Annotated in this window: 24 protein-coding genes, 2 tRNA genes and 1 pseudogene; 13 read left to right on the forward strand and 14 right to left on the reverse strand. The window is 69.2% G+C overall.

All coding sequences use genetic code 11. From position 1 onward, the window contains the following. Positions 1 to 69: 69 nt before the first annotated feature. Positions 70 to 1,539 (forward strand): LPXTG cell wall anchor domain-containing protein, encoded by a 1,470-nt coding sequence (locus tag ACWGKJ_RS07525; protein WP_385021139.1) that lies wholly within the window; start codon positions 70 to 72, stop codon positions 1,537 to 1,539. Positions 1,540 to 1,665: 126 nt separating this feature from the next. On the opposite strand, the gene ACWGKJ_RS07530 is transcribed toward ACWGKJ_RS07525, so the two are convergent. Next, the gene (locus ACWGKJ_RS07530) at positions 1,666 to 1,815 is read right to left on the reverse strand and encodes a hypothetical protein (RefSeq protein WP_385021136.1); all 150 of its coding nucleotides are present in this window, start codon (positions 1,813 to 1,815) and stop codon (positions 1,666 to 1,668) included. Between the two features lie 98 nt (positions 1,816 to 1,913). Further along, positions 1,914 to 2,594 carry a phosphate signaling complex protein PhoU gene (gene phoU / locus ACWGKJ_RS07535; protein WP_385021133.1) on the reverse strand — a complete coding sequence of 227 codons (681 nt, stop codon included), beginning with the start codon at positions 2,592 to 2,594 and terminating at the stop codon, positions 1,914 to 1,916. Between the two features lie 286 nt (positions 2,595 to 2,880). On the opposite strand from phoU, the gene ACWGKJ_RS07540 reads away from it, so the two are divergent. Further along, complete coding sequence (locus ACWGKJ_RS07540) at positions 2,881 to 4,404, forward strand: sensor histidine kinase (protein ID WP_385021130.1); 1,524 nt, start codon at positions 2,881 to 2,883, stop codon at positions 4,402 to 4,404. Next, positions 4,401 to 5,081, forward strand: a complete 681-nt coding sequence (locus tag ACWGKJ_RS07545; RefSeq protein ID WP_102918029.1) for a response regulator transcription factor — start codon at positions 4,401 to 4,403, stop codon at positions 5,079 to 5,081. Before ACWGKJ_RS07540 ends, ACWGKJ_RS07545 begins: the two co-directional genes overlap by 4 nt. Before the next feature lie 195 nt (positions 5,082 to 5,276). Here ACWGKJ_RS07545 and ACWGKJ_RS07550 read toward each other — a convergent pair whose 3' ends face one another. After that, on the reverse strand, positions 5,277 to 5,972 hold the full coding sequence (locus ACWGKJ_RS07550; RefSeq protein ID WP_385021125.1) for a DUF461 domain-containing protein: 696 nt from the start codon (positions 5,970 to 5,972) through the stop codon (positions 5,277 to 5,279). 595 nt (positions 5,973 to 6,567) lie between these two features. On the opposite strand from ACWGKJ_RS07550, the gene ACWGKJ_RS07555 reads away from it, so the two are divergent. The 7 genes from ACWGKJ_RS07555 to ACWGKJ_RS07585 all read left to right on the forward strand — a co-directional run bounded on the left by ACWGKJ_RS07555 (position 6,568) and on the right by ACWGKJ_RS07585 (position 14,083). Next, entirely contained in the window at positions 6,568 to 7,050 is a 483-nt protein-coding gene (locus ACWGKJ_RS07555; protein ID WP_006380568.1) for a CarD family transcriptional regulator, read from the forward strand. A gap of 381 nt (positions 7,051 to 7,431) precedes the next feature. Further along, positions 7,432 to 8,226: a 2-C-methyl-D-erythritol 4-phosphate cytidylyltransferase gene (gene ispD / locus ACWGKJ_RS07560; protein WP_385021122.1), complete on the forward strand. Its 795-nt coding sequence runs from the start codon at positions 7,432 to 7,434 to the stop codon at positions 8,224 to 8,226. Positions 8,227 to 8,344: 118 nt separating this feature from the next. Further along, positions 8,345 to 8,815 (forward strand): 2-C-methyl-D-erythritol 2,4-cyclodiphosphate synthase, encoded by a 471-nt coding sequence (gene ispF, locus ACWGKJ_RS07565; RefSeq protein ID WP_385021349.1) that lies wholly within the window; start codon positions 8,345 to 8,347, stop codon positions 8,813 to 8,815. A gap of 224 nt (positions 8,816 to 9,039) precedes the next feature. Then, on the forward strand, positions 9,040 to 9,444 hold the full coding sequence (locus ACWGKJ_RS07570; protein WP_385021119.1) for a PPOX class F420-dependent oxidoreductase: 405 nt from the start codon (positions 9,040 to 9,042) through the stop codon (positions 9,442 to 9,444). A gap of 216 nt (positions 9,445 to 9,660) precedes the next feature. Then, positions 9,661 to 11,061, forward strand: coding sequence for a cysteine--tRNA ligase (cysS, locus tag ACWGKJ_RS07575; protein WP_385021116.1), 1,401 nt, complete (start codon positions 9,661 to 9,663; stop codon positions 11,059 to 11,061). Between the two features lie 85 nt (positions 11,062 to 11,146). Next, complete coding sequence (rlmB, locus tag ACWGKJ_RS07580; protein WP_385021113.1) at positions 11,147 to 12,103, forward strand: 23S rRNA (guanosine(2251)-2'-O)-methyltransferase RlmB; 957 nt, start codon at positions 11,147 to 11,149, stop codon at positions 12,101 to 12,103. Positions 12,104 to 12,451: 348 nt separating this feature from the next. Beyond that, positions 12,452 to 14,083, forward strand: a complete 1,632-nt coding sequence (locus ACWGKJ_RS07585; RefSeq protein ID WP_385021110.1) for a DoxX family membrane protein — start codon at positions 12,452 to 12,454, stop codon at positions 14,081 to 14,083. Between the two features lie 173 nt (positions 14,084 to 14,256). Here the strand turns inward: ACWGKJ_RS07585 and ACWGKJ_RS07590 are convergent, their stop codons facing one another. The 3 genes from ACWGKJ_RS07590 to ACWGKJ_RS07600 form a co-directional block, all read right to left on the reverse strand. After that, complete coding sequence (locus tag ACWGKJ_RS07590) at positions 14,257 to 14,994, reverse strand: nucleotidyltransferase family protein (protein WP_385024840.1); 738 nt, start codon at positions 14,992 to 14,994, stop codon at positions 14,257 to 14,259. 83 nt (positions 14,995 to 15,077) lie between these two features. Next, the gene (locus ACWGKJ_RS07595) at positions 15,078 to 15,491 is read right to left on the reverse strand and encodes a hypothetical protein (RefSeq protein WP_385024837.1); all 414 of its coding nucleotides are present in this window, start codon (positions 15,489 to 15,491) and stop codon (positions 15,078 to 15,080) included. Between the two features lie 199 nt (positions 15,492 to 15,690). Next, positions 15,691 to 16,824 (reverse strand): ABC transporter ATP-binding protein, encoded by a 1,134-nt coding sequence (locus ACWGKJ_RS07600; protein ID WP_385024834.1) that lies wholly within the window; start codon positions 16,822 to 16,824, stop codon positions 15,691 to 15,693. A 181-nt stretch (positions 16,825 to 17,005) separates the two neighbouring features. On the opposite strand from ACWGKJ_RS07600, the gene ACWGKJ_RS07605 reads away from it, so the two are divergent. After that, positions 17,006 to 17,079, forward strand: a tRNA-Thr gene (locus ACWGKJ_RS07605). Between the two features lie 485 nt (positions 17,080 to 17,564). Here the strand turns inward: ACWGKJ_RS07605 and ACWGKJ_RS07610 are convergent. Further along, entirely contained in the window at positions 17,565 to 18,365 is an 801-nt protein-coding gene (locus ACWGKJ_RS07610; protein WP_453315686.1) for an SAM-dependent methyltransferase, read from the reverse strand. A gap of 1,312 nt (positions 18,366 to 19,677) precedes the next feature. Continuing rightward, positions 19,678 to 19,773 (reverse strand): annotated as a pseudogene (locus ACWGKJ_RS07615) (CPCC family cysteine-rich protein); the annotation flags it as partial. Between ACWGKJ_RS07615 and ACWGKJ_RS07620 the strand changes: the two are divergent. After that, positions 19,748 to 19,827: transfer RNA gene (locus ACWGKJ_RS07620), tRNA-Thr, on the forward strand. The pseudogene ACWGKJ_RS07615 and the gene ACWGKJ_RS07620 overlap by 26 nt on opposite strands. A gap of 470 nt (positions 19,828 to 20,297) precedes the next feature. Here ACWGKJ_RS07620 and ACWGKJ_RS07625 read toward each other — a convergent pair. From ACWGKJ_RS07625 to ACWGKJ_RS07635, 3 genes are all read right to left on the reverse strand, one after another. Beyond that, on the reverse strand, positions 20,298 to 20,762 hold the full coding sequence (locus ACWGKJ_RS07625) for a hypothetical protein (RefSeq protein WP_385024828.1): 465 nt from the start codon (positions 20,760 to 20,762) through the stop codon (positions 20,298 to 20,300). 130 nt (positions 20,763 to 20,892) lie between these two features. Further along, positions 20,893 to 21,972 (reverse strand): fatty acid desaturase family protein, encoded by a 1,080-nt coding sequence (locus ACWGKJ_RS07630; protein ID WP_385024825.1) that lies wholly within the window; start codon positions 21,970 to 21,972, stop codon positions 20,893 to 20,895. Positions 21,973 to 22,024: 52 nt separating this feature from the next. Next, entirely contained in the window at positions 22,025 to 22,375 is a 351-nt protein-coding gene (locus tag ACWGKJ_RS07635; RefSeq protein ID WP_385024821.1) for a DUF3040 domain-containing protein, read from the reverse strand. Between the two features lie 650 nt (positions 22,376 to 23,025). On the opposite strand from ACWGKJ_RS07635, the gene ACWGKJ_RS07640 reads away from it, so the two are divergent. Beyond that, the gene (locus tag ACWGKJ_RS07640) at positions 23,026 to 24,198 is read left to right on the forward strand and encodes an aromatic acid exporter family protein (RefSeq protein WP_385024818.1); all 1,173 of its coding nucleotides are present in this window, start codon (positions 23,026 to 23,028) and stop codon (positions 24,196 to 24,198) included. A gap of 114 nt (positions 24,199 to 24,312) precedes the next feature. On the opposite strand, the gene ACWGKJ_RS07645 is transcribed toward ACWGKJ_RS07640, so the two are convergent. The 3 genes from ACWGKJ_RS07645 to ACWGKJ_RS07655 all read right to left on the reverse strand — a co-directional run bounded on the left by ACWGKJ_RS07645 (position 24,313) and on the right by ACWGKJ_RS07655 (position 26,907). Next, positions 24,313 to 25,050 carry a GAF and ANTAR domain-containing protein gene (locus ACWGKJ_RS07645; protein ID WP_385024815.1) on the reverse strand — a complete coding sequence of 246 codons (738 nt, stop codon included), beginning with the start codon at positions 25,048 to 25,050 and terminating at the stop codon, positions 24,313 to 24,315. Next, on the reverse strand, positions 25,047 to 25,784 hold the full coding sequence (locus ACWGKJ_RS07650; RefSeq protein ID WP_385024812.1) for a GAF and ANTAR domain-containing protein: 738 nt from the start codon (positions 25,782 to 25,784) through the stop codon (positions 25,047 to 25,049). Before ACWGKJ_RS07650 ends, ACWGKJ_RS07645 begins: the two co-directional genes overlap by 4 nt. 220 nt (positions 25,785 to 26,004) lie before the next feature. After that, positions 26,005 to 26,907 carry a SigB/SigF/SigG family RNA polymerase sigma factor gene (locus ACWGKJ_RS07655; protein ID WP_385024809.1) on the reverse strand — a complete coding sequence of 301 codons (903 nt, stop codon included), beginning with the start codon at positions 26,905 to 26,907 and terminating at the stop codon, positions 26,005 to 26,007. Positions 26,908 to 26,946 lie beyond the last annotated feature (39 nt).

Consider the following 26,946-nt stretch of genomic DNA (forward strand, 5'->3'; position numbering starts at 1 on the left):
CGTGCGGACGAGGCCCCTGCCTGCGGCGTCCTCGCGGGTGGTCGGCTTTTTTTGCGATATGCGTCTCTTATGACGAGAGAAGGAACAAAGCGGATCTCTGCCCGGTCCGTCCCCACCGTCGTGGCCGCGTCCACTACGGCGGCGGCGCTGGCCGGGGTGCTGCTCATGTACTCCGCTGCCGACCGGGCCGGTGCCGCTCCGCCGGGAACGCCGGGAACGACCAGTGCCGAGCTCGTCCACCTGAACATCTCCCGCGTCCCGGCACTCCATACCGAGGCCTTCGACGGTACCTACGGAACGGCCGGCTCACCGCCGCTGAACGGCGGTGAGGACACCGGCGACTTCTCCGACCCGGACGGTGTGCTCGCCCACTACAAGGACGGCACCCATGCCGTGGTGACCTCGAACGCCGACGCGAAGCACTACGCGAAGGTCGACGCGGCCGGGATCGAGGTGAGGCTGCGGGACGCGGACCTCATCACGACGCCGCCCGCCGGCTCGGTCGGCTCCCTGAACACGTACGCGGAGTGCACCCCGCCGCCGTACGGCCCGTACGCCCTCGGATACGCGCACACGGACGGCCAGCAGATCGGGATCCTGGGCCACCGCGTCGGCGTCGGCACCACGGAACTCCAGGTCAGTGGGGCGGAGTTGGGCGAGCCGGACACGCTGGGCGTCAATACGTTGCGGGTGACCTTCACTCAGCACGTCGTACCGGCCGACGAGGTCCAGACGCCGGGGGCGTACGAGGCCGAGGCGTGGTTCGACGTGAAGGTGTCGGGGGCGCTGCGCGACCCGGAGGGCGAGGTGGTCTACGACGGGCCGATCGCCGGCGCCCGGCTGGGGGAGGTGCACGCCCGGTGCGGCCCGGAGTCGCCTTCTCCCTCTCCTTCTCCTACGGATACGGGAACTGAGTCCCCGTCACCCTCGCCCTCACCTACGGAATCGGATTCACCGTCCCCGTCACCTACGGACACCGGCTCGCCCACTCCTTCGCCCACGGAGACGGAGTCGCCGATGCCTTCGCCTTCGCCGACGGACACGGAGCCGCCCTCTCCGTCGCCTTCGCCGACGGGCACGGAGTCGCCGACCCCCTCGCCCTCACCGACGGACACCGGCTCGCCCACCCCGCACCCTTCACCGTCCCCATCGGACAGCGATTCCGGTACCCCGGCCCCGCCCCCTACACCGAGTCCCACCTCATCGGAGAGTGAGAGCCCGACCCCGACGCCCACCACCACCGGCGGTGGCACGGGAGGCGACACAGGGGGCGGCACAGGCGGTACCGACGGTGGCAGCAACGGCGGCGCCGGTGGCGGGTCCGGTGGCGGCACCGATGGCGGCGATGACAGTGGCGCCTACGGCAGCGGCGGCAGCCACGGCGGCGCCTACGGCAGCGGCGGCAGCCACGGCGGTGGTGGTGAGCTGGCCGACACCGGGGACCAGGTCGCGCTGATGGGAGGTGCGGCCGCTGTGCTCACCGCTGTCGGCGGAGTGCTGTTCGTCCGCCGCAGGCGCGCCTACCTGGAACGCGGCTGACCGGAACGCGACCGACTGCGGGGTCCCCGCAGCACGACGAGAGCCCCGCAGTACGACGAGGGCCCCGCCTCCGCCACCGCAACCGGTGGGGGACGGGGCCCTCGCTGTCGTAAGGAGCGTTCCGCGTCAGCCCTGGCAGCCGCCGCACTGGCACGGAGCGCCGGACTGGCAGCCGCAGCCGCAGCCCGAGCCGCAGCCGCAGGCGCCGAGAACGCGCAGATGGTGCACTTCGATCGGGGCTTCCTGCTGAGGGTCGGTGACGGGGGAATCGGCCATGATTTCCTCCTGCTCGGCATGCGAGGACGTACTGCCTCCGCCATCCCATACCCACCCGGGCGGGGCGCATCAACGGCGCATGCGCGCAAGCGCGCCGTTCACGCCCCCTCGACCTGCGGGGGAGCGGACTGGATCTCGTCGGCGTGCTCCCCTGTCACCAGATAGACCACCCGCTTGGCCACCGAGACCGCGTGGTCGGCGAAGCGCTCGTAGTAGCGGCCCAGCAGCGTCACGTCGACCGCCGTCTCGATGCCGTGCTTCCACCGGTCGTCCATCAGGTGCTGGAAGAGGGTCCGGTGCAGCAGGTCCATCTCGTCGTCGTCCGTCTCCAGCTGGAGCGCCAGATCGACGTCCATCGTGATGATGACCTCGGCCGCCTTCGCCATCAGCCGCTGCGCGAGCTGTCCCATCTCCAGGATCGTGGCGTGCAGATCATGCGGAACGGCACGGTCCGGGTAACGGAGCCGGGTGAGCTTCGCGACATGCTGGGCAAGATCGCCCGAGCGCTCCAGGTCGGCGCTCATCCGCAGCGAGGTGACCACGATGCGCAGATCGGTGGCGACGGGCTGCTGCCTGGCGAGCAGGGCGATGGCCCGTGCTTCGAGGTCGTGCTGAAGGTCGTCGACCTTCTGATCGGCTGCGATCACGCTCTCGGCGAGCTTCAGATCGGCGTCCAGCATCGCGGTCGTGGCCCGGCCGATCGCCGAACCGACGAGCCGGGCCATTTCGACCAGGCCCTCGCCGATCGAGTCCAGTTCCTCGTGGTACGCGTCCCGCATGGGAGTCCCTCTCTAGTGCAGCTCTCGTCCAGATGGTCCGGCTGGTCCGGTCCGGTGAGCCGGTTCGGTGGTCCGGTCGGGTGGTCCGGACCGTTCCGGCCGTCACGGCCCGGAGGCGCCCGACGGGTGTCCGCCTCCGTTGTCTCCACGGTCGGTGGGCCACGCGTCCGTTTCCGCCCTGTCAAGTGAACCGGCCCTATCCCCTCGGTGAACTCTGGGCGACGAACGTTCGAGCAGGCCCTCGTATGGCTGGGGGTGTGTCGGTGGGGCCGCATAACCTGGACACATGGACGTGAACGCGGCGGTCGCCGCAGCAAGCGCGATCGCCGGGCTGTGCACCGGTGTCATCGGCGTGCTGGCGTTCCGCTGGAGCGAGCGCGAGCTGGCACGCCCCACCCGGACCTCCCTGCACACCGGCGATGTGCTGCCGCCCGGCGTGGACACCGTCCTCTCCGTGCTCAGCTCGTCCGCCGTGGTGCTCGACGAGAGCGACTCGGTGGTCAAGGCCAGCTCGGCGGCGTACGCCCTGGGGCTTGTCAGGGGCGGAAAGCTGGCCGTGGAGCCCATGCTGCACATGGCCAGGGACACCCGTCGTGACGGGGAGATACGACAGGTCGAGCTGGACCTTCCCCGCCGGGGCACCGGCCGTGGCGAGGCGCTGGCGGTCTCCGCCCGGGTCGCGCCGCTCGGCTCCCGGCTGGTGCTGCTGCTGGTCGAGGACCTCACCGAGGCGCGGCGCATCGAGGCCGTACGGCGCGACTTCGTCGCGAACGTCAGCCATGAGCTGAAGACCCCGGTCGGGGCGCTCTCGCTGCTCTCCGAGGCGGTCATGGGCGCATCCGACGACCCCGAGGCGGTCACCCGGTTCGCGGGCCGGATGCAGACGGAGGCCACCCGCCTCACCAATCTGGTCCAGGAGCTGATCGACCTCTCCCGGGTCCAGAACGACGACCCGCTGGAGGACGCCGAGCCGGTCCGGGTCGACGTCCTGGTGGCCGAGGCCATCGACCGCTGCCGTCACCAGGCGGGCACCAAGCAGATCACCATGGCGGCGGGTGGCACGGCCGACCTCCATGTGTGGGGCAACCGTTCCCAGCTCGCCGCCGCGCTGGGAAACCTCGTGGAGAACGCGGTCAACTACTCACCGGCCCGCACCCGGGTCGGCATCGCGGCCCGCCGTGCCTCCGCGCCCGGCGGAGGGGGCACCTCCCAGGCTTTCGGCTCCGGGGGACTCATCGAGATCGCCGTCACCGACCAGGGCCTCGGTATCACCGAGAAGGACCGCGAGCGGATCTTCGAGCGCTTCTACCGTGTGGACCCGGCCCGCTCGCGCGCCACCGGCGGCACCGGTCTGGGCCTCGCCATCGTCAAACATGTGGCCGCCTCGCACGGCGGGGAGGTCACGGTGTGGAGCTCGGAGGGCCAGGGCTCCACCTTCACGCTGCGGCTGCCGGAAGCCGGTTCCGCACGCGACCGGCGCGGCGGCCTTAGGGATCCGGCGCACGCCGCCGACCCGCAGCAGCAGCCCCCCGGGCCTGCCGACTCCACCGGGCCTGCCGACTCCGCCGGACGTACCGGGTCCGCCGACCCCACGGATCTCGCCGATCCCGCCAGTCCCACCGGCCCCACTGGCCCCGCGAGCTCTGCCGGCCCCACGGGCCCTGCGAGTTCCACCGGCCCTGCCGGCCCCACCGCTCCTGCACTTCCCCCCGCCGCCGGTCCCACCGATGCTGCCGGCGATGACGGCGTCCAGCCGTTCGCGACCCTCCTGTCCTCTGAACCCATTCCTGCCCCGGAGGTCCTTCCGTGACCCGAGTGCTTGTCGTCGAGGATGAGGAATCCTTCAGCGACGCCCTGTCCTACATGCTCCGTAAAGAAGGGTTCGAGGTCGCCATCGCGGCCACCGGCCCGGACGGACTCGACGAATTCGAGCGCAACGGTGCCGACCTCGTCCTGCTCGACCTGATGCTGCCGGGCCTGCCCGGCACCGAGGTGTGCCGCCAACTGCGCGGCCGCTCCAATGTCCCGGTGATCATGGTGACCGCCAAGGACAGCGAGATCGACAAGGTGGTCGGCCTCGAAATAGGAGCCGACGACTACGTCACCAAGCCCTTCTCGTCACGGGAACTGGTCGCCCGTATCCGCGCGGTGCTGCGCCGCCGTGGTGAGCCCGAGGAGGTCTCCCCGGCGGCGCTGGAGGCCGGCCCGGTCCGGATGGATGTGGACCGCCACGTCGTGACGGTGTCGGGCGCCAAGGTCGATCTGCCGCTCAAGGAGTTCGACCTGCTGGAGATGCTGCTCAGGAACGCGGGCCGGGTGCTGACCCGGATGCAGCTGATCGACCGGGTCTGGGGCGCGGACTACGTGGGGGACACCAAGACCCTCGACGTCCATGTGAAGCGCCTGCGCGCCAAGATCGAGCCGGACCCGGGCGCGCCCCGGTATCTGGTGACGGTGCGGGGCCTGGGCTACAAGTTCGAGCCGTAAACGGCAGGGCCCTACGCACATCACGCCGTACATCGGCTCCGTACATGCGCGGCTCCGTACATGTGCGGCTCGTGGCTCTGTACATACGGAACGGGTGTGCCCCACCGGAGTCGGGCTTTCCGGTGGGGCACACCCGTTGTGCGCTCGCCCGTGTAGGAGCGTGTATGAGCTTGTACGAACTGGTGCTGACGCGGTTCAGCTGCTCGGCGTGTTGCCCGTGGTGGAACCGCCCGGCGTCTCGTTGCCGCCGGGAGTTGTCTTGCCGCCCGGGGTGTTCTTCCCGCCGGGGGTGTTCTTGCCGCCGGGCGTCTCGTTGCCGCCCGGGGTGTTCTTGCCGCCGGGCGTGGCCTGGCCCGAGGGGGAGGCCGGCGTCGAGGGCAGGCTGCTCGGGCCGAAGCCGTGGAAGTAGCTGGTGGCCGGGACGACGAGCGCGTTGAGCGCGACACGGCCGGTCTCGCTGAACTGGAAGACCAGGTTCTGCGTGGAGCCGTTGGCGGCGGCGCGGCCGTCGGTGAGCACGGCGACGGCGTTGTTCTTGCCCCCGATGATGACCGAGCCGTGCGCCGGCACCGAGAGCGGTCCCTTGCCCGTGGCCGGGGTGAGCTTCACCGTGGAGCTGGAGCCCGCGAGCTTGACGTTCTGGAGCGTCTGGCTCGTGTCACCGTTGTTGAAGAGGGTCGCCGAGATGACGGCGGGGCCCTTGACCGTGGCCTTCGGCTGGGTGATCACCGTCGCGTTCTGGACGCGGATGACACCGACCGACGTAGCGGCGTTGTCCGGCTTGACCTCGATCGACGCCGCGTTGGTGCCCGCGCCACAGGCGGACAGGGCGGCGATCGAGACCACGATGGCAGAAGCGGCGAGGACGCCGCGTCGAAGGCTGCTGCTCACGGCGGCGGCTTCTCCTAGGACGTACGGACAGGACGGACAAGGGGTCGGGAGGGGGTAAAGCCTCCCTAAGGGTGTGTCAGCGGCCTCAGGTTACCGAGCCCTCGTCACGGCCCCGCACCCGACCCGCCCCGCGGCCGCTCCCGGTGCCCGGCGTAAGCGCGCGGGCCGCTTGATCCGAAGACTTCGTACGCCGTTCACATATCGCGAGTGATCAATTTCTTCTGCCGCTCTCGGCCAACTCCCGATCGACGCTTATTCCATACGGAAAACCCTCTTCCGGCGCACAGTGATCAATTCCTGATTGCGGCCGTATGGGTGATCGACATCCGAACTGACGCCGCGAAGTTCACCGTTTCGAATGCGGCAAATCGGGATGTTTGCCACCTGCGGGAAGGCTTCGGATGCCCGTGGCGCCCACGTTTCTCTCCGTGTGCAGAGCCGCTCCGACCTGCGAATACCGTCTCGCGGGAGCTGTCCGCAGCACGTTCGTGTTGCTGTTGTCAAGCCCCGAGATATGCCCTGACCTGCGAAAACGTCATTCAGTAGAAGCAGTTCTCGTGTTAGACTGGATAGCCACGGAAGGGGTACCTGTCACATGACGTTCAAGGTTGGCGACACCGTGGTCTATCCCCATCACGGGGCCGCGCTGATCGAGGCTATCGAAACTCGTCAGATCAAAGGCGTGGACAAGACCTACTTGGTGCTCAAGGTCGCCCAGGGCGACTTGACTGTGCGCGTGCCGGCGGACAATGCGGAGTTCGTAGGCGTGCGTGACGTGGTTGGTCAGGAAGGGCTGGACCGGGTCTTCGAGGTGCTGCGTGCACCGTATGCCGAAGAGCCCACGAACTGGTCCCGTCGCTACAAGGCGAATCTTGAGAAACTCGCCTCCGGCGACGTCATCAAGGTGGCCGAAGTGGTCCGTGACCTGTGGCGTCGTGAGCGTGAGCGCGGACTTTCCGCTGGTGAGAAGCGCATGCTCGCCAAGGCCCGCCAGATCCTGGTGAGTGAACTCGCTCTCGCGGAGAACACCAACGAAGACAAGGCCGAGGCTCTGCTCGACGAGGTCCTCGCGTCCTGAGGCGCTGGATCCGTCAGATCCGCCGGGCCCGGTGGATCTGATCGACCCCGCCTGATCGCTGCTCGGCGCTTGACCGCTGCTCGACTGGTTCGATCACTGCTCGACCGCTCGAACCGTTTCACCTGCTCGATGCTTTGAATGCCGTGGTGCCCGCTGAGCACATGGAGATGCCTCCGTGTGTCGCCGGGCGCTACGGCATGTTTTTTCCCGCACATTTTCCGTACGGCCTCTGGTGTGCCGGGCCCGGGATGCCGACTCGACCAGTCGTCACGGAAGGGGCCGGTCAGGGCGTCGCGCCCGGCACTCCCCCAACCTACGGTCGGGGGCACCCCCAGGCCATACCCACGTCGGCTGAGGACACAAACCCTGAACGCGCAACCGATGTCAGACGAGCCCGGGGCCCCGTCCCCAGGCAGCTCCCCTGCCCGATCCCGAGCCGCCGTTCCGTCCGGTTCCGGCCACACCACCGCCGCGGTGATTCCCGCCGCCGGCCGCGGTGTCCGGCTCGGCCCCGGAGCCCCCAAGGCGCTCCGCACTCTCAACGGAACCCCGATGCTGGTCCACGCCGTCAGGGCGATGGCCGGATCGCGTGCCGTCTCGCTCGTGGTCGTCGTGGCCCCGCCGGACGGCGCCGCCGGGGTCGAGGCCCTGCTGGCCGAATATCCCTGCCCGCCGGGCACCGAACTCCTGGTCGTACCCGGCGGCGACACCCGTCAGGAGTCCGTCCGCCTCGGGATCGGCGTACTCCCCGAGAGCGTCACCGCGGTACTCGTGCACGACGCGGCCCGCCCGCTCGTACCCGTCGACACCGTGGACGCGGTGGTCGCGGCGGTACGGGACGGCGCCCCGGCGGTCGTGCCCGCTCTGCCGCTCTCCGACACCGTCAAAGAGGTCGAGCCACGGACGGACGGCGGCCCCGAACCGGTCGTCGCCACCCTGGCGCGGGCCCTGCTGCGTGCCGTGCAGACTCCGCAGGGCTTCGACCGCGCGCTGCTCGCCCGCGCACACGCCACGGTCACCCACGACGTCACGGACGACGCGAGCATGGTCGAGCAGCTCGGGGTACGGGTCGTGGTCGTACCCGGACACGAAGAGGCGTTCAAGGTGACCAGGCCGCTGGACCTGGTCCTGGCCGAGGCGGTTCTCGCCCGTAGGAGGATCAACAGTGGCTTCTGACCACGAGCAGTCGGGACACGAGCAGTCCGGCCGCGACCAGCCCGGCCGCGACCAGCCGGTACCCGAGCAGCCCTCGGCGCAGCCCGTGGCGCCGGTGTCGGCGCCGGTGCCGGTGGTGATGCCGCAGGTCGGTATCGGCACCGACATCCACGCCTTCGCGGAGGGCCGCGAACTCTGGTGCGCCGGCCTCCGGTGGGAGGGCGAGGGCCCCGGCCTGGCCGGGCACTCGGACGCGGACGTGGTCGCGCACGCCGCCTGCAACGCGCTCTTCTCCGCCGCCGGGATCGGTGACCTCGGCGCCCACTTCGGCACCGGCCGGCCCGAGTGGTCCGGGGCCTCCGGCCTCACGCTGCTCACCGAGGCCGCCAGAATCGTCCGTGCCGAGGGGTTTACCATCGGCAATGTGGCCGTCCAGGTGGTCGGCGGCCGGCCGAAGATCGGCAAGCGCAGGGACGAGGCGCAGCAGGTCCTCTCGGGCGCTGTCGGCGCGCCCGTCTCGGTCTCCGCGGCCACCAGCGACGGGCTCGGCTTCACCGGCCGCGGCGAAGGACTGGCGGCCATCGCGACAGCGCTGGTGGTCCGTACGTGACGAGCAGGTGGTCCCTACGTAAGGACGTGGGGGCGTAAGGACGCGCGGGCCGGTGCGTGCGCAAGGGCGCGCGGGCCGGCCCGTATGCATGCGGGCGGCGTGGGCGGGAAGCCGGGACAGGGCCGCGCGGTTGGGGTAGGGATGAGGGCGCGTCCCCGTGACCGCGTTCGCATCCGTTCCGCAGTCCCCTTCCGCATCCGTTCAGCAACCCGGAGGCCAAGCCCGTGTCTGCCGTACTCAGCGACAAGCTCAAGGAACTCCTCGACAGCCCCGTCTTCGTCAACATCGCCACCATCCAGCCCGACGGCAGCCCCCAGGTGAGCCCGGTCTGGGTGAGCCGCGACGGCGACGACGTCCTGTTCTCGACCACGGTCGACCGCCGCAAGGAGAAGAACCTGCGCCGCGACCCCCGTGTCACCGTCCTGGTGCAGCCCGCCGACAACCCCTACTCGTACGCCGAGATCCGGGGCACCGCGACCGTCACCACCGAGGGCGGCCAGGAGCTGATCGACCAGCTGGCGCTGAAGTACCAGGGCAAGCGGTACGCGGAGTTCAACCCGGACTCCGTCAACGACGCCACCCGGGTCGTCGTGAGGATCACCCCGCGCAAGGTCGTCGGCAGCATCTGAGGCCGCCGATTCCACCGACAGCGCCCCGCCCGCCCGGCCCCGGCCCGGCCCCCGCCCAGGCGGTCGTCCACCGGCCGCCGGGCGGGGCCCCGGGGTGCTGTGACGGCGGCTCCGGGGCGTTGTGACGGCGGCCCCGGGGCACTGTTGCGTCACACTTCCCTGCCCCGTTGCCCAAAGGGTCGCGGGGCACTGGTATGGGGCCACTACCCTGGTGCAGTGACTATTCGCCTGTACGACACCAGCGCCCGGCAGATCCGCGACTTCGTCCCGCTCACCGCGGGCTGTGTCTCGATCTACCTCTGCGGCGCCACGGTGCAGGCGGCCCCGCACATCGGGCACATCAGGTCCGGGCTGAACTTCGACATCATGCGCCGCTGGTTCGCGTACCGCGGCTACGAGGTCACCTTCATCCGGAACGTCACGGACATCGACGACAAGATCATCAAGAAGGCGGCGGAGCAGAACCGCCCCTGGTGGGCGATCGGCTACGAGAACGAACGCGCGTTCAACACCGGATACGACGTGCTCGGCTGCCTGCCGGTCACCTACGAGCCGCGTGCCACCGGTCATATGACCGAGATGATCGAGATGATGCGCGTCCTCATCGAGCGCGGCCACGCCTACGAGGCCGATGGCAACGTCTACTTCGACGTGCGTTCGTACGGCGACTACCTCCAGCTCTCCAACCAGGACCTGGACGGCCTGCGCCAGCCCGCCGAGGACGGTGTGACCGGCAAGCGCGATCCGCGTGACTTCGCGATGTGGAAGTCGGTCAAGCCCGGTGAGCCCTCCTGGGAGACCCCGTGGGGCCCCGGCAGGCCCGGCTGGCACCTGGAGTGCTCGGCGATGGCCCACAAGTACCTGGGCCGCGCCTTCGACATCCACGGCGGCGGGATCGACCTGATCTTCCCGCACCACGAGAACGAGATCGCGCAGTCCAAGGCGTACGGCGACGACTTCGCGGCCTACTGGCTGCACAACGCCTGGGTCACCATGAGCGGCGAGAAGATGTCCAAGTCGCTGGGGAACTCCGTGCTGGTCAGCGAGATGGTCAAGCAGTGGCGCCCCATCGTCCTGCGCTACTACCTGGGCACCCCGCACTACCGGTCGATGATCGAGTACAGCGAGGAGGCCCTGCGGGAGGCCGAGTCCGCTTTCGCCCGTATCGAGGGATTCGTCCAGCGGGTGATCGAGAAGGCCGGCGGGCCGGTGGCCCCGGCCGCCGAGGTGCCGCCCGCCTTCGCCGAGGCGATGGACGACGACATGGGTGTGCCGCAGGCGCTCGCGATCGTGCACACCACGGTCCGCCAGGGGAACTCGGCACTGGCCGCCGACGACAAGGAAGCCGCCGTCGCCAGACTGGCCGAGGTGCGGGCGATGCTCGGCGTCCTCGGCCTCGACCCGCTCGACGAGCAGTGGGCGGGCGAGGGGGACCGCGGCGAGGACCTGCACGGGGCGGTCGACACGCTCGTCCGGCTCGTACTCGAACAGCGGGAGGCCGCCAGGTCCCGCAAGGACTGGGCCACCGCGGACTCGATCCGTGACCAGCTCCAGCAGTCCGGCCTGGTCATCGAGGACGGGCCGAACGGTCCCCGGTGGACCCTCGGCCCGCGGTGAGCGCCCCGCAGCCGTTCGCGGCACACTTTCCTATACGTAGTACGTACGCGTAGTCCGTACTGAGCAGCAGAGAAACAGGTACGTCATGGCCGGGAACAGCCAGCGCAGGAACCGCCGCACGTCCAACAAGAAGGGCGCGCAGGTCGGCAGCGGGGGCCAGCGACGCCGCGGCCTGGAGGGGAAGGGCCCGACGCCGCCCGCGTCCGCCCGCAAGGGGCACAAGAAGAACCGCATCGCGGGCGCCCAGGCGCGGCAGGCCGCGGCCCGCCGCCCCGCGCCCCGCCGGGGCGGCGTCAAGGGCACGTCCGAGATGGTCGTCGGGCGGAACCCGGTCTACGAGGCGCTGCGCGACGGCGTCCCGGCGGTGACCCTGTACGTCCAGCAGTACATCGACAACGACGAGCGGGTCCGCGAGGCGCTCCAGCTCGCCGGGCAGCGCGGCAACATCAACCTGATGGAGGCCCCGCGCCCGGAGCTGGACCGGATGACGAACGGCCTGAACCACCAGGGCCTCGTCCTCCAGGTCCCGCCGTACGAGTACGCGCACCCCGAGGACCTCACCGCCGCCGCGTACGACGCGCACGAGGACCCGCTGATCGTCGCGCTCGACGGCGTGACGGACCCGCGGAACCTGGGTGCGATCGTCCGGTCGGTCTCAGCGTTCGGCGGCCACGGCGTGGTCGTCCCCGAGCGCCGTGCGGCCGGGATGACGGCGGGCGCCTGGAAGTCCTCGGCGGGCACGGCCGCGCGTACGCCGGTCTCCCGGGTCACCAACCTGACGCGGGCGCTTGAGGGCTACCAGAAGGCCGGCATCACGGTCGTCGGCCTCGCGGCGGACGGCGAGCACGAGGTGCAGGACCTGGAGGCGCTGGGCGGCCCGGTCGTCGTGGTCATCGGCAGCGAGGGCAAGGGCCTCGGCCGGCTCGTCGGCGAGACCTGTGACTACCGGGTACGGATCCCGATGCCGGGCGGCGCCGAGTCGCTGAACGCGGGGGTGGCGGCGGGCATCGTCCTGTACGAGGCGGCGCGCCGGCGCGCCTGACGGGGGCGCCTGACCGGGGCGCGCCGGTGGTCCTGTCCGGGTGTGGGTCCGCCGCGCCTGACCGGGAGCGGGTCCTGCGGGGCTGACCCGGAGCGGGAAGTACGCGGCCCGGTGGCGCACGGCCCGTCCGGCGGGCGGGGCGCACCGGGCCGTTTCCGTGGGTGAACCGGTCCGTTTCCGTGGGTGTGATCCACCCGGTCGGCGCGGTTGCCGCTGGTGAGGGGCGGGTGCCGGAACCCGTGGGCGGCGTGCCGGGTGGCGGTTCGCCTTACGGGCAGGGCCTGTTGACGGGTCGCGGACAGATCCGGGGTGTCAAGGCAGTGTCCTAAACCTGTGTCACTCGGTTAGATGAGCGTGGACACCAGAACACCCGGGTTCGACGACCTGCCCGCGCTGAGCATGGTCAAGGTGCCGTGCGATCCCGCACAGGTCGTCGTCAACCACGCCAGCTTCCGGGTGCAGCTCGCACCGAACTCGATTGTGCGGCCCGCCGGTTCGGGCCTGAGAGACACGGCACGTATCCCCGCGGTCGCCGGCGCGCGCGGGCGGCGCCGGGCCCCCGTCGTGTGGAGCGGGAAGTCCGCCCCCGACGACACCGGGGCCATCAGACTCCTCCAGGCCGTGCGGAACTCCGGCGTACAGGAGGTCGGTTACGCGTCCGGCCATGACGCCGGAGCGACCCAGGTCATCCCGCGCGTCGGAGTCGACGGAGCGGACGGCCCCCCGCGCGGCGGCCCCGGGGGGGAGGGCCCCGGCACACAACTCCTGCCCAGGATGCGCGAGGCCGTCGGCGCGTACGACGACCAGGAGCGGTTCTCCGGTACCCCGTACGACGGCACCGCAACCGAGGACGACGCGTTCGACGACGGCCTGGGGTACGGCCCGGACGGCGAGGGGTCCCGTACGGAGACCAAGCGGTCCGGCGCGGACGGCATCCGGCACGCCTACTACCCCGACCGCCGGATGAACCTCGGCGTGGTGCTGCTCCCGCTCCGGGTCTTCCTCGGGTTCATCTCGATGTACGCCGGCATGGGCAAGCTCTGCGACCCCGTCTACTTCGACGGCGGCGAGCGCGGCTCCATGGTCAAGTGGCTGCACTCGCTCCACCCTTGGGCCCTGGCGGGCCCGCTCCGGGACTTCGCGCTGTCGCATCCGGTGGGCGCCGGGCTGACCATCGCGTTCCTTCAGGTGGTCGTCGGTGTGCTGACCGTGCTCGGGCTCTGGCAGCGGGTCGCGGCCGTCGTCGGCGCACTGCTCTCCGCGGCGCTCGTCGTCACGGTCAGCTGGCGGACCGTCCCGGTGTACGACGCACCGGACATCATCTATCTCGCCGCCTGGTCGCCGCTGATCATCGCGGGCGCCCCGGTCTACTCGGTCGACAGCCGCCTCGCGGGCGAGGCCTGGCGCACGCTCGGCCCGCGCTCCGAACTGGCCGAGCTGCGGCGGCGGGTGCTGCGGCGCGGCGCGGTCGTCGCCTCGCTGGTCGTGGGGCTGACCCTCGTCATCGGTGCGGTGCTCGGCGGTGCGGTGCGGTCCGCCCAGGTCGTGACCGTACCGGGTCCGAACACCGATCCCACCAACCGGCTCCCGGGACAGCCGCTGCCGCAGGAGCCCGGCGCGTCGGGCAGCCCGTCGCAGCAGCGCACCTCGCACGCGCCCGCCCCGTCCGCGAGCGGCGCGGCCCGCCCGTCGGCGCATCAGTCGACGCCCGGCGCGGTCCGGCAGAGCGCGACGGCCGGCTCCACGGGCCGGCAGCAGCCCAGCGAGACCCAGGGCACCGGTCAGCAGCAGCCGTCGCAGCGACAGCAGCAGCAGGCCCCGCCGCCCCCCGCGGCGACCAGCGCGGGCCCCACGGCATCGGGCGGTACGAGCACGGGCGGCGGGAGCACCGGCGGCGGCTCCGGTACGTCGGGCGGCGGCGAGGGCGGCTCGTCCGGCGGAGGCAGCAACAAGAACCCCATCGGGGGGCTTCTCGGCTGACGGAGGCGCTGGGCGCCGGGATCGGGCGCGGCAGAGTGGAGGGGCGATCGCCGGGAGCGGTCGCCCCTCTCGCGTGCCCGCGCCCGCTCCCGGCGCCCATATCCGTACCGGTGCCCGCGCCCTCAACTGTGCGGCAGCCCAGCTCAGTTGGAGTCAGTTGGAGTCGGTCGGGGTCAATTGGGGCTGCCGAGTTCCTTCGCCGCCTCCGTGAGGTCCTTGGCGGTGTCGATGGCCCGCCAGTACGCGCCGTGCGGCAGCGGGTAACCGGCCAGCCGGCGCTCACGGGCGAGCCGCGGGAAGGTGGACCGCTCATGGTCGCCGCGGTCCGGGAGAAGCTCGGTGAAGCCCGCCGAGAACACGTAGATGCCCGCGTTGATGAGATACGGCGACGGGGGTGCCTCGATGAAGTCGAGTACGTGCCCGAACCGGTCCGTCTCGACCGCGCCCCACGGGATCCGCGGGCGGGCGAGCGCGAGGGTGGCGACGGCGCCGCGCTCGGTGTGGAACGCGGCCATCTCGCGCAGTGAGAAGCGCGTCCAGATGTCGCCGTTCGTCGCGTACCAGGGCCGGTCGGCCTGGGGCAGATGGGCGGCGGCGTACTTGAGACCGCCGCCGCGGCCGAGCGGTTCCGGCTCGACGACGGTGGTGACCCGCAGGGGCAACTCGGCGGACTCCAGCCACTCCTGGAGCACCTCGGCGAGATGACCGCAGGAGATGACGGCGTCGGTGACACCCTCGGACGCGAGCCAGGCCAGCTGGTGGCCGATGATCGGCGTACCGGTGCCCGGGATCTCGACCATCGGCTTGGGCCGGTCGTCGGTGTACGGGCGCAGCCGGGAGCCCTGGCCGCCCGCGAGCACCACGGCCTGCGTGGGCAGGGCGTGGACGTGAGGATCAGCGGTCGTCGTCATGAGGCGCACCCTACGACCTGGTGCGCCGCATGGACGCCGGTGCCTGCCGCGGCACTGGTCACGTGACCAGGCCGGGTCTGTTGTCAGTGCTGGTGTGCGACCCCGTACGCGAAGGAGGTGTCGCAGACCGGGCGGGAGAACGACTGGGCGCGCGTCGGCCCGTACCGCTCCACGGCGGCGCGGCCCAGCGAGCGGGCGATCGACATGCAGTGGCTCGCCAGGGACGGCCGGCTCTCGACCTCGCGCTGGAGATGCGTCAGCGCCGTACCCGGATCCTTCTCCTGGAGTTCGGTGAGGAGCTTGTCGCGCAGCACGTCCTGCGGCGTACGGGTCTTGGCGCGCACGGAGACCTCCTTGGTGGAGGCGGTCAGCATCTGCGAGCCGTTGGAAGTGCCTGCCCACGGGACGCGGGTGACCGCGAGCGTCCCGGAGAGAACCAGGACGACGGGCAGGACGAGTGCGAGAGTTCGGCCGATTCGGCGGGCTGTGTGGGTCACGCTGTGGAGCGTAGCGGCCGGTGATGATTTGGCGACATTTAGTCACTCGTGCGGGGGATGGTTCGAGTTTGCTTTTCGAATCAGGCGTTGACGGTCCGCTCCGAAATGCCCGCTCTGCCGGGGTGTTGGCCGGGAACGTACCGCGGCCCCGCACTCCCGGTGGGAGGTGCAGGGCCGCGGTACGACGGTGCGGGGAGCGTCAGTCGCTGAGGCGCTCGCCGGTCGACGTCGAGAAGACGTGGATCTCGCCGGTGCGCGGGACGACGTGGAGCTTGGTGCCCTTGTCCGGGACCTTGCGGCCGTTGACCCGGACCACGAGCTCCTTGTCGGTGCCGTTCACCTCGGCGGAGCCGTACACGTAACCGTCGGCGCCGAGCTCCTCGACGACGTTCACGGCGACGGCCAGACCGGCCGGGGCGTCGGCGCTGTCCTTGGCGAGGGACTTCGGGACCTCGTCGTGCTCGACGACCTCGAAGTGCTCGGGGCGGACGCCGACCGTGACGGTGGTGTCGCCCTTCTCGGACGCGGCGGCCAGCGCCTCGCGGGAGACCGGGACGACGCTGTTGCCGAACTTCACGCCGCCGTCGGTGATCGGGACCTCGACCAGGTTCATGGCCGGGGAGCCGATGAAGCCGGCGACGAAGAGGTTGCTGGGGCGGTCGTACATGTTGCGCGGGGAGTCAATCTGCTGGAGCAGACCGTCCTTGAGCACCACGACGCGGTCACCCATGGTCATGGCCTCGACCTGGTCGTGCGTGACGTAGACGGTGGTGATGCCGAGGCGGCGCTGGAGCGACGCGATCTGCGTACGGGTCGAGACACGGAGCTTGGCGTCGAGGTTCGACAGCGGCTCGTCCATGAGGAAGACCTGCGGCTCACGGACGATGGCGCGGCCCATCGCGACACGCTGGCGCTGACCACCGGAGAGCGCCTTCGGCTTGCGGTCCAGGTAGTCGGTGAGGTCGAGGATCTTCGCGGCCTCTTCGACCTTGGCGCGGATCTCGGTCTTGTTGATACCGGCGATCTTGAGGGCGAAGCCCATGTTGTCCGCGACGGTCATGTGCGGGTACAGCGCGTAGTTCTGGAACACCATCGCGATGTCCCGGTCCTTCGGCGGAAGGTGCGTGACGTCACGCTCACCGATACGGATCGCGCCGCCGTTGACGTCCTCAAGACCCGCGAGCATGCGCAGGGAGGTCGACTTTCCGCAGCCGGAGGGGCCGACGAGGACGAGGAACTCGCCGTCCTCGACATCGATCTCCAGCGCGTCCACGGCGGGCTTGGTGGATCCGGGGTATATCCGGGTGGCCTTGTCGAACGTGACTGTTGCCATGAGCGTGCGCTCCTTCACCGGCAGGAACGTGCCGGACGATCCGAGTAAAGGTGAGTGGTGTAGTCCACACGGGTGAACTGCGATGAGACGCTACCTGGCGGTCTGCGGTCTGTCAGTAGTTCCGGACCAGGCAAATTCGGGACGTGGCCACCTCCGCACTGCGGTTAGAATGCTCCGACGCGCCTCCTTAGCTCAGCTGGCCAGAGCAACGCACTTGTAATGCGTAGGTCATCGGTTCGAATCCGATAGGGGGCTCTGTGGGACCCCAGGTCGGAACGCATCTGACCTGGGGTTTTTCCTGTTCTTCTGGCCTCCGCATCCAGGCGGCTCGACCGGTGTGGGCTACGGGAAGCCGGGGAGTGCGAGGGGGGCGCATCAGGACAGGAGGAGCGCACCGTACCGTTCCCAGGGGTGCGCGGTACGGATGCAGCGATGCCCGCCGCCCCTTCGCGGAACCGAGTCGAACCACCTGGTGGCCCGTGCCGGGGGAACAGCGATCCGAGGAGGCGCCGCTCCTTGCAAGACCGGGTTCTGATCCACCGGCGGTACCACTTGGCTCACCGCCGACCGGCACTCCTTCAGCGACAACTCCCGTCATGGGCGAGGCAGGCACGGCCTTCGCTGGGGGCGTCTCAGTGGGCCGCTGGTTCGGAGGGGGCAAGTGCTGACAGACCGGGTACGGGCAGGGGCGGCGCGGCATCGGTAGCGGTGGGCGGAGCTGTGGAGCGGCCACCACTTTCTCAGAGCTTGCGGGCTACCGCTCCGTACATGGCGATGGCCGCGTCGTCGATGCCGTCCTGCTCGGGCCCGGGCCGCCACTTGTGGACCTGGGTGACGCCGGGGCCGACCAGTTCCATTCCGTCGAAGAACGAGGTGGCGGTGGGCAGGTCGCGCAGCACCATGGGCATGCCCTGCTGGGCGTACTCCTCGGCCACCCGCCCGACCTCCTCGGGTGCGAAGTCGGCGGTCCCGATCGTCATCGCCAGGTAGCTGCCCGACGGCAGGGGGTCGATCAGCTGCTGCACCAGGCGCCGGTCCTCCGGCGACGGGATGAAGTGGAGGATCCCGATGATCATCAGGCCCACCGGCTCGTTCAGATCGAGCAGTTCGTGGAACTCCCGGCTGCCCAGAATGGCGTCGGGGTCGAGCATGTCGGCGTCGACATAGGCGGTCGCGCCTTCCGGGGTGCTCTCCAGAAGGGCCCGGGCGTGGGCGAGGACGATGGGGTCGTTGTCGACGTAGACCACATGCGACTCCGGCGCCACCTGCTGCACCACCTCATGCAGGTTCGGCGCGGTGGGAAGGCCGGTGCCGATGTCGAGGAACTGCCGGATGCCCCGCTCCTGGGCGAGGTAACGCCCGGCGCGGTGCATGAACCGACGGTTCTCGCCCATGTGTACCGGCAGCGCCGGCCAGTGTCGGCACATGGCGTCGCCCGCCTCGGCATCGACGAGGTAGTGGTCCTTGCCGCCCAGGATGTAGTCGTACACCCGGGCGGAGTGAGCCGTTGACGTGTCGATCCGATCGCGCGCACTGCGCACAGGCCGCTCCATTCCTCGTCGCTCGCCGCCGGAAGTGATCTCAGACGGTACATGGCCGAGCCAGTACTCGAACAGCGATGCGGCATCGGCCGGGGCTCTGTGCGGGGCACGTGACCGCTGGCCACGTGATCGTGGGCCACGTCGGCCTGATGCCTCATCAGGAACACGCGTATGAAGGGATTGAGTTCGGCTGCTCAGTTACCGGGGTGATTGCTTTCCGACGGAACCACTCACCGCCGCTTGCACGTTGACGGAGATAAGCGGCGCGCCATGCCGCTGCGTTGGCGGCGCGTGGACACTGCGTCGTGGCGGTCGAGCCGACAGCGGCGCTGCGGGAGCATGGACAGTGAATCCACGCAGATGGCGAGATCGGTTGGCTCGACGGCGTTCTTCCGGACCTGACACTGATGAGCCAGCACGCTCGGGTCGGCCGCTTTCACCGTCCATCTCGCCGTGGAGGGCGGTATTCCCTGGACCGCGCAGGACTGCCGGCGCGCCGGGACCGTGCACTGGGGAGGCACGCTGGGGGACGTCCGGCACACCGAGGCGCGGATCGCACGAGGGGCGATGCCCGAGCGGCCCTTCGTGCTGCTCACCCAGCAGTATCTGGCCGACGCCAGTCGGCCACCGGGACACGAGCCCCGGTATTCCTCTGTTGCCTCAGCCATCGCTTCAGTGGACACAGGGCGCCTGTCAACCTCCGTTACCGCGGTTCGGGCCACTTCGATGAACCGGAGGGTGACTTTGACGTCTTCCTGCATCGTCTCCGTCAGAGACTCAGCTGCATGGGTGACGTCTGGGGGACCCAAGATCGCGATGCGTCGTGCGCGCTCCGCCATGCGGTCTGCGGCCAAGCGAAGAGCCTCTAGGCCCGTCGGGTCCGGGGCGTCAGCTTCTGCGGATGCTTGGGTGATACGCAGGCACTCGTCCCAGGCTTCGAGGAAGGTTTCATAGGTGCTGAAGCGTTGCTGCCTCAGCCAATGAGCATGTTCAACGGAGCCCTGGTCTTGCACCTGTCTTCGGACAGCCTCGGCGCTCTTCTCGGCGCCGAACCTGGCTGCTCGTGCTCCAACAACGGCACCCAGTCCAGTTGCGGCTAACCCGATTACAGCGAGTACGAGAGGAATCACTACGTCCTTCACTGGCTCATCATGTCGGGACAGCTTGTGGTGGGGAACCCCGCATGTTCGAAGTCGCCCAAGGGCCGGAGACCCTCCAACCTGGCGACTGCTGTTCTGCGAATGTGGCAGGCATGTCGTGCGCGGCCTCCCGGGTCACGCGGCTCGTCGGCCGCCAGCGGTCGTACGTGCTGTCAGCCGGGGTAGTTGCAGGCGCCGAATTCCCGGTAGTTCTGCTGGGCTTCGATGAGTGACACACGGTCGGCCCCGTCGGCCATCCCGGGCCACCGGAACCGAACGCCCTTGTAAGGCGTAGGTCATCGGTTCGAATCCGATAGGGGGCTCTGTGGGGCGCCAGGTAGGAACGTATCTGACCTGGGGCTTTCTCTTGTCTGCTGGCCTCCGGCTCCGGACGGCCCGCGGTGCGACTCGATGTGCGTACCAGCCCAGTCCCCGTACCCGTGGTAGGCCGCCCGGTGACGGCAGCTGCCCAGGCTGGCAAGTACGCGGCACTGAACGGTCACGGCCGCACCGCGTCGCAAGCGAAGTGGGCGCCCCGACATGCCCGCACCCCTGCGAGCCAATGCCGCACTTGCCGGTGGGCGGGCCGAATGGCCGTCAGTGTGGCGGGGGCCTTCACCACAGTTCCCGGCAGTTTCCAGCCACTTGGGGATCTGCAGCGCGTTGTTGAGAGCTGCGGCGGCTCGTGTCTCGTAGCCGTCGGCCAGGATGTTTGTGCCGACCCCTCGCTGTCGGGGTGACGGTGGTAGCCCGTCCGCGCACTCAGCTGGCCGTCCGGCCACCGCAGACCCTTTTAGCGGTGAGCGGGCCTGCGCCCGAACAGGTGCCGATGATGCCGGTGAGCCTGGGCGTCTTCCCTGGCGGGAGAACGGTCATCGCGTGCTGTGCCGACGTCCCTCCGGCTGCCGGCCGCATGTGCACCGACCGTGTTCTGTTGGTCGATGCGGTCGATCAGTTCGTCGCGGTCCTGGCGTGCCGCGGAAGTCTCACGTCGCGATTCCTTGAGTCCCCGACGGGCGGCGTTCTTACGGCGAGAGGTCCGGCGCAAACCACCCAGGAGCATGCTCAGTCCGAGCAGGGCCACTGCGCCGACGATGACGCCGTAGAGGAAGAGCAGGCCGGTTGAGCCTGTCATGTGGTAGCCGAATACTTTGAACGCCTGTGTGAGTTCGTGTGCGCTGCCCACGTTGCCGACAATCGCGGCCACCGCGACGATTACGGCCAGGATCAGCAGGATGAGTCCGAGGATCACGATCATGACGCGCTCCGAAGGTATGCGTTTTGTCCACTTCCCAGGCTGAACCCATTTGCTCGCTGGAGCCACCCGTGGGCCGCGAAGGCCCCGCTCGACAGACGTCGCCGCCCAGTCTCTACGGGGGGCAGGGCCGTCAGACCTCTTCGGTGGCTGGGGGCGGTGTGCCGGTGCCGACCGCGTGGAGGTGTTCCAGTGCTTGTCGGTAGGAGTCGAAGATTCCGGTCTCGGTGTAGGGCAGTCCCAGTGTGCGGCAGTGCTCGCGCACCAGGACCTGTGCGCGTGGCAGGGTCTGCGTGGGCATGCTGGGAAACAGGTGGTGCTCGATCTGGTAGTTCAGGCTGCCCAGCAGGAACGCGGTGACGCGGCCGCCGCGTACGTTGCGTGAGGTGAGGACCTGGCTGCGCAGGAAGTCGAGTGTGTCCCGGGCTGCGGGCATCGGCATGCCCTTGTGGTTGGGAGCGAACGAGGCTCCCATGTACAGCCCGAACAGGCCCTGTTGGAGGAGGACGAACACCACCAGCTTGCCCGGAGAGAGGACCAGGGCCAGCGCGGTGACGTATGCAGCAGCATGGGTGAAGAGCAGGGTGGCCTCGACGACCGCCGGCGCCGGCGCGCCGGGGTGCCGGTGCCGGAGGGCGCGGGCGGAGGCCATGTGCAGGTTCCACCCTTCCATCAGCAGCAGCGGGAAGAAGAAGCCGGCCTGATGGCGGGTCCACCAGCCCCTGAGCCGGTATCGGCCGTTGGCGTCGCCCGGGATGAAGACCAGGGCGCCGGTGGCGACGTCCGGGTCGCGGTCGACCTGGTTGGGGTGCGCGTGGTGCCGGTTGTGTTTGTCCAGCCACCAGCCGAAGCCCAGCCCGATCAACAGGTTCCCGAAGACCAGCCCGGTCCAGTCGCAGGCCCGCCGGCTGGCGAAGAGCTGACGGTGGCCGGCCTCGTGGCCACGGAAGGCGCACTGGGTGAAGGCGAAGGCCAGCAGGACAGCCACCGCGAGCTGCCACCAGGAGTCTCCGACCGCGACGAGAAGCATCCAGCTGAAGGCCGTCAGCAGTCCTGTCCCTGTCAGCCTGAGGGCGCTGCGCAGCGGATGACGGCGGAGCAGTCCAGCGCTCCTGACCTGGCGGGACAGTGCGGTGTAGTCGCTCACGGGTCGCCCTGGGTGCGCCGCCACAGCTCCGGTGGCGCCGTACGGTGTGTGGTTCGTCGACGTCATGGTGCTCTCCGTTTTCCTACCCGTTTCGGTGTGCTCCGTGTCGTGACCGCGCTCAGCGCGAGGCGTGGCTGCGGCGGGAACGTGACAGACCGGATCCCGGGGCGGACAGGACGAAGAAACGTATGAGGAGCGTCAGGGACAGTGCTGCTGTGACCGGTGTGATCCAGTCCGGGGCAGAGGTCACGAACCCGCAGATCACGGCGGTGCTCCCGAAGACCGCTGAGCTGACCAGCAACGCCGTACGGGGGAGGAGGGCGTGCTGCTTCCACCGGGCCGGGCAGGCCCGGAGCCGGTCCTGGCGGGTTCCCATCGTGGCCAGGCGCCGATGGAGGCGGGGCTCGCACCTCGTCAGGCGTTGCTCGATGGAGTCACACAGGGACTGCTCATGGACGGGCAGAGACATTTGTCCTCCTCGGGCTCGGTCGACTCCGTGACGCCAGATATCAGCGGCCACGGGCGAAACAACGACCCGGGGTCAGGGGGCTCATGCTCATCACCATGCTTCGACGGTGGCTACTGGACCCGCACCCTGTGAAGCGGCCTGGGACCCTCAACGGCACCGTGGTTGAACGCCTGCCCCGTACATTTCGGCGCATGCCTGCTGGCCCCCGCAGATGCGGGAGAGAGCCTTGCCGAGCCGGTCTGCTTGCTTGTACGCCCTGGCCATGACGCTCCTGTTCCCGCGAACCGCCTCACCTGTTCCCGCGAACCGCCTCCACGAGGCGCCCGGCAGGCCGCATCGCACTGGTTCTTGAGGCCGTTCAGGCCGTTCGCCCGAGGAGAACACGGGTACAAGGGTGTCCTGTCGCACCGGAAGCGTCACCCAGGGCACGGCCCTGGAAGGGGCTGCCCGGCGGGCGATGTGGCTGCTGCGGGCGCCCCCTTCGCATGACACGGCGGAGCGGGCCATCGGCCCCCGTTCCCATGGGGTCATCGAACGCTGGGATGGAAGAATCTTGGGAGAGCGATGAGGAAAGTTGCCCGTTCAGCAGCGTTCTGGAAAACCGGATCGTGCGCTCCACGCGCTGCTCCCTGCGTGAGTAGCGTCAAGCCGTGGTGAGCGGGCGTCCGACCTTCATCTCGGCGTGGAGGTGGTGGGCGGATTCTTGTCGGTACTGTGTTCGTGGCATTGTCTCCTCCGGTTCCGAACGAGATGGCCTGCTGCTCCTGGCAAAGGGCGTGGTGGCTGCGGTTGTTGCCTGGTCACTGGCGGGACGGCTGCTCCCGGCCACGGTGACGACCTTCGCGCCCTTCACCGCACTGTTGATACTCCAGGTCACGCTCTACAAGTCCTTCCGAGACTGCATCCAGTACCTGGCTGCCATGCTCCTGGGCACGGCTCTCGCCGCAGGACTGGGTGCTACCGCCGGTGTGCACGCCTGGAGCCTTGCCCTGCTGATCCTCTGTGCCTTGGCGATCGGCAAGACCCAGCGACTGGGCTACCAGGGAAGCCAGGTGCCCGTGATCGGCATCTTCGCTTTCTCATCAGGCCACGGGAACCTGAGCTACATCGGACATCTCGTCGCCTCTGTCGCCCTCGGCGCGGGCTGCGCACTCGTAGCACACATGGCTGTCGCGCCTGCCCGGCGGACGCCCCGGTCCGAGCAAGCTGTCGAAGCGCTCTCCGTTCAGACTCAGCGCATCCTGACCATGCTTTCCGAAGCGACTGCCGGGCAGGACACCCTCGGCCAGGGCTGTCTCGATGACTGGGCCCGCCAGTGCACCCGGATCGCGGCCGAGATAGACCGTGCCCGGTCCCGTATCGACGAAGAGGACGAGAACTCCCGGCTGAACCCTCGTCAAGCATCGCCGGGGGCACGGCATCTGCTGACCCACACCCACCCCACGATCACCCTTGTGGACAGGGCACTGGGGCACATCCGTTCCGTCGTCCGCAGCCTCTCCCACGCCGTTCGCAGTGGAGACTACGACTCTCTGTCCCGCGCGTTCCTCGATCCCTACAGCGTCCTGCTCCGCGAAGCCGGCGACCTGCTGAACCTGGTCATGCGGCAGGACGCGGATCCCGGCGAAGTCGGAACGGCGCTGCGCGAAGCCGAAAGGCAGTGCCGAGACCTGCAGACCAATCGCCACATCATGGACGCCGGATCGCCGGTGCAATCAGCGTTGTGCGGCTCACTCATCACTGATGTCGGCCGACTGGTGGACGAGCTGCAGCAAGCTGTTCCCGAGGAGATTCGTATCCCTCCTGCCAGGGGCGGCCAATGAGGGGCGGCCAATGACGGAGTCCCGGGGGCCCTGATCACACTGCTGCCCGACATCACGCAGCGGTCCCCAGGGCTGTCGACTCCGGCTGTTCCGCCCCGAGGACGGTCACCGCTCCTACGGGTGGGGGATCTGGTCGGTGTCGAGGGTCTGGTCGATGATCTGGCGGGAGCAGTCGGAGATGCGCAGCTGGTGAGTCCGGGCGTAGACGCGCAGGGCGTTGTACGCGGTGCTGGGGTCGACGGTCCAGCGTTCGGCGAGGATCCCCTTGGCCTGCTCCACCACGATGCGGCTGGAGAGAGCGTGCTGGAGCTGGGACTTCTCCATCTGCTCGTGGCCGAGATCGCGTTGCTGAAGGATGGCGATGGTGGCGACGTCGGCGAGAGCCTGGGCGAGGGAGGCGTCCTGAGTGCTGAGCGACTGGCGGCTGGTGTGGAAGAGGTTCATCGCCCCCACCGCGCGGTTGCGCAGACGCAGGGGAAAGACGTGGCTGATCTGAAAGCCACTCCTGCGTGCCTTGTCGGCGAAGGCGGGCCAGGCGCCCGTGTCCGAAGGGTCGTGCAGGTCGATGTTGGACCGCGCGTCGCGTGTGCGGTAGCAGTCCAGGCAGGGGCCCTGGTCGTGCTGGACGGCGAAGAGTTCCAGCAGATGAGTGTTCTCGTCGGAGGCCGCGACGGTGTGCAGCAGCCCCTTCTCATTGGCCAGGAGAATGCCCGCCGCAGAGACGTCGAGCAGAGCGACGCAGTGGGCGCACAGCCCTTCAAGGAACTCGATGAGGTCGAAGTCATCGATCAGCGAGTCCGCGACCTGCACGAAGACATCGGATACTTGCTGCTCGCGGGACATGGATGTCATCCCCTCGGCTCCTTGGGTGGCTCGGGATCGGGACCGTCACCGTCATCGGGACTGTCATCGTCCAGGCGCAGCCGCCGCGCTACAACATCTTCAGCGGCGTCGACGATGGACCGGTCGTGGGAGTAGGCATACGCGCGCAGCCGCAGCAGCGCCTTGCTGAGAGGAATTGCGAGCTGGACGCTGAGCATGCCGGTGGCCTGATGGACGACTGCCCGGTGCAGTTCACCGCCCGGCTGTGCGTCCACCCAGGCATCGAAGTGTGCGCTGCGCCCGCCCAGGAACTGGAGCGTCAGGGCCGCTGCGAGGCCCAGCGCGTCATCCATTTCCTGACCCGTCATGGGTCCCGGACGGGAGCGCAGGGCGGTGAGGACGCCGACCGTGATACCGCCGAGGGCCAGCGGGAGACAGAACATGGCCCGGATCGGGAGATGGGCCATCGCCGGCGTCAGAGCGGGCCACCGGCCGGCGTCCACTGCTGCCACGTCGTGTGCCAGCGTCGCCTGTCCGGTGCGCAGGGCGTCCGGACCGGGCCCCTCGCCCAGGGTGAACTGCAAATCCTCGAAGGAGGAACTCGTCGTGCCGGAGAACCACAGCGGCTCGGTGATCTGTCCTTCCACCGTCAGGGACAACGCGAGGTGATCCATACCGAGGACCGATGCCCAACTGTCGTAGAGCTTCGGCCCGGCTTCGGTGTGCAGGGTCCGCAGGATTTCCGTCATCTCGGGGCTGAGCACCGGCGGCCACCTTTCCGCTTCCGAGCATACCGCCGAAGCTTCAGAATGATTTTCACGCGCTGTCAGCCGCCCCCTCCACTGTCCCACGACGGGGCGGGCGGCCGGCTGAGAAGGACGGAAGCGGTGCCGGTCACGGTGAGTGCCGGCGCGGCGCTGCCGCTCTGCTCGGCACGCCGACGCGGCCTCCAAGGCCGCGACAGTGCAGTCCGCCGGACAGCCCCTAACTGTCGGTGAGCAGGCCGGCGCGGAGCTGGGCCAGGACGCGTGTGAGCAGGCGGGAAATGTGCATCTGGGAGAGGCCGAGTTCGGCACCGATCTGCGACTGGGTCATCTCCTGGCCGAAGCGGAGCTGGATGATGCGGCGCTCCCGCGCGTTCAGTTCAGCCAGCAGAGGGGCGAGGGACTCGACGTCCTCGACAAGGTCCATTGCCGGATCGCAGCCACCGATGATGTCGGCATAGGAGCGGCTGCGGTCGTTGATGTTCCCCGTGTCCGTGGCGTCGCCGGAAACATCGAGGGGCCCCGCGGTGTAGCCGTTGGTGGCGATCAGCCCCTCGGTGATCTCTTCCTCACTCAGGTCGAGCTGGACGGCGAGTTCCTTGACCGTGGGCCGGCGATCGAGAACAGCAGCGAGCTGTTCGCTGGCCTTGGCCAGGTCTACGCGCAGTTCCTGGAGCCGCCGGGGCACGTGCACGGCCCAGGTGGCGTCGCGGAAGTACCGCTTGATCTCTCCGAGTATGTACGGGATGGCGAAGCTGGTGAACTCGGTTTTGCGGGAGAGATCGAACCGGTTGATCGCCTTGATCAGACCGATCGTACCGACCTGGATGATGTCCTCCAGGCCCTCGCAGCCCCGGCTGCGGAACCGGCTCGCGACGAAACGCACCAGGGTGGTGTTCATCTCGATCAGCGTGTTCCGGGCGTACTGGTACTCGGGCGAGCCTTCTTCCAAGGACCGCAGTTGCGTGAAGAACAGTTTCGACAGCGCGCGTGCGTCCTTCGGTGCGACCTTCTGAGCGTCCTCGATCCAGGGCAGGTTTTCGTTGCAATAAGGGGCGCGTACTGACGGTTGCGCGGCTGCCGAGGGTGTGGACGCCTTCGTGGCCCGCTTCGATTTCGTCATGCTTTTCCCTTCGTCGTGAGTTGTCTTGCTGTCGCCCGT

It is taken from the genome of Streptomyces sp. NPDC054757, assembly GCF_053612185.1.

Bases quoted from the DNA above. Each gene is read 5' to 3' on its own strand.
- phoU (WP_385021133.1), bottom strand. From the start codon at position 2,594: ATGCGGGACGCGTACCACGAGGAACTGGACTCGATCGGCGAGGGCCTG.
- ACWGKJ_RS07630 (WP_385024825.1), bottom strand. From the start codon at position 21,972: ATGACGTCGACGAACCACACACCGTACGGCGCCACCGGAGCTGTGGCG.
- ispD (WP_385021122.1), top strand. From the start codon at position 7,432: ATGTCAGACGAGCCCGGGGCCCCGTCCCCAGGCAGCTCCCCTGCCCGA.
- ACWGKJ_RS07655 (WP_385024809.1), bottom strand. From the start codon at position 26,907: ATGACGAAATCGAAGCGGGCCACGAAGGCGTCCACACCCTCGGCAGCC.
- ACWGKJ_RS07555 (WP_006380568.1), top strand. From the start codon at position 6,568: ATGACGTTCAAGGTTGGCGACACCGTGGTCTATCCCCATCACGGGGCC.
- ACWGKJ_RS07540 (WP_385021130.1), top strand. From the start codon at position 2,881: ATGGACGTGAACGCGGCGGTCGCCGCAGCAAGCGCGATCGCCGGGCTG.
- ACWGKJ_RS07590 (WP_385024840.1), bottom strand. From the start codon at position 14,994: ATGACGACGACCGCTGATCCTCACGTCCACGCCCTGCCCACGCAGGCC.
- ACWGKJ_RS07530 (WP_385021136.1), bottom strand. From the start codon at position 1,815: ATGGCCGATTCCCCCGTCACCGACCCTCAGCAGGAAGCCCCGATCGAA.
- ispF (WP_385021349.1), top strand. From the start codon at position 8,345: ATGCCGCAGGTCGGTATCGGCACCGACATCCACGCCTTCGCGGAGGGC.
- ACWGKJ_RS07525 (WP_385021139.1), top strand. From the start codon at position 70: ATGACGAGAGAAGGAACAAAGCGGATCTCTGCCCGGTCCGTCCCCACC.
- ACWGKJ_RS07585 (WP_385021110.1), top strand. From the start codon at position 12,452: ATGAGCGTGGACACCAGAACACCCGGGTTCGACGACCTGCCCGCGCTG.
- ACWGKJ_RS07645 (WP_385024815.1), bottom strand. From the start codon at position 25,050: ATGACATCCATGTCCCGCGAGCAGCAAGTATCCGATGTCTTCGTGCAG.
- ACWGKJ_RS07600 (WP_385024834.1), bottom strand. From the start codon at position 16,824: ATGGCAACAGTCACGTTCGACAAGGCCACCCGGATATACCCCGGATCC.
- ACWGKJ_RS07635 (WP_385024821.1), bottom strand. From the start codon at position 22,375: ATGTCTCTGCCCGTCCATGAGCAGTCCCTGTGTGACTCCATCGAGCAA.
- rlmB (WP_385021113.1), top strand. From the start codon at position 11,147: ATGGCCGGGAACAGCCAGCGCAGGAACCGCCGCACGTCCAACAAGAAG.
- ACWGKJ_RS07625 (WP_385024828.1), bottom strand. From the start codon at position 20,762: ATGATCGTGATCCTCGGACTCATCCTGCTGATCCTGGCCGTAATCGTC.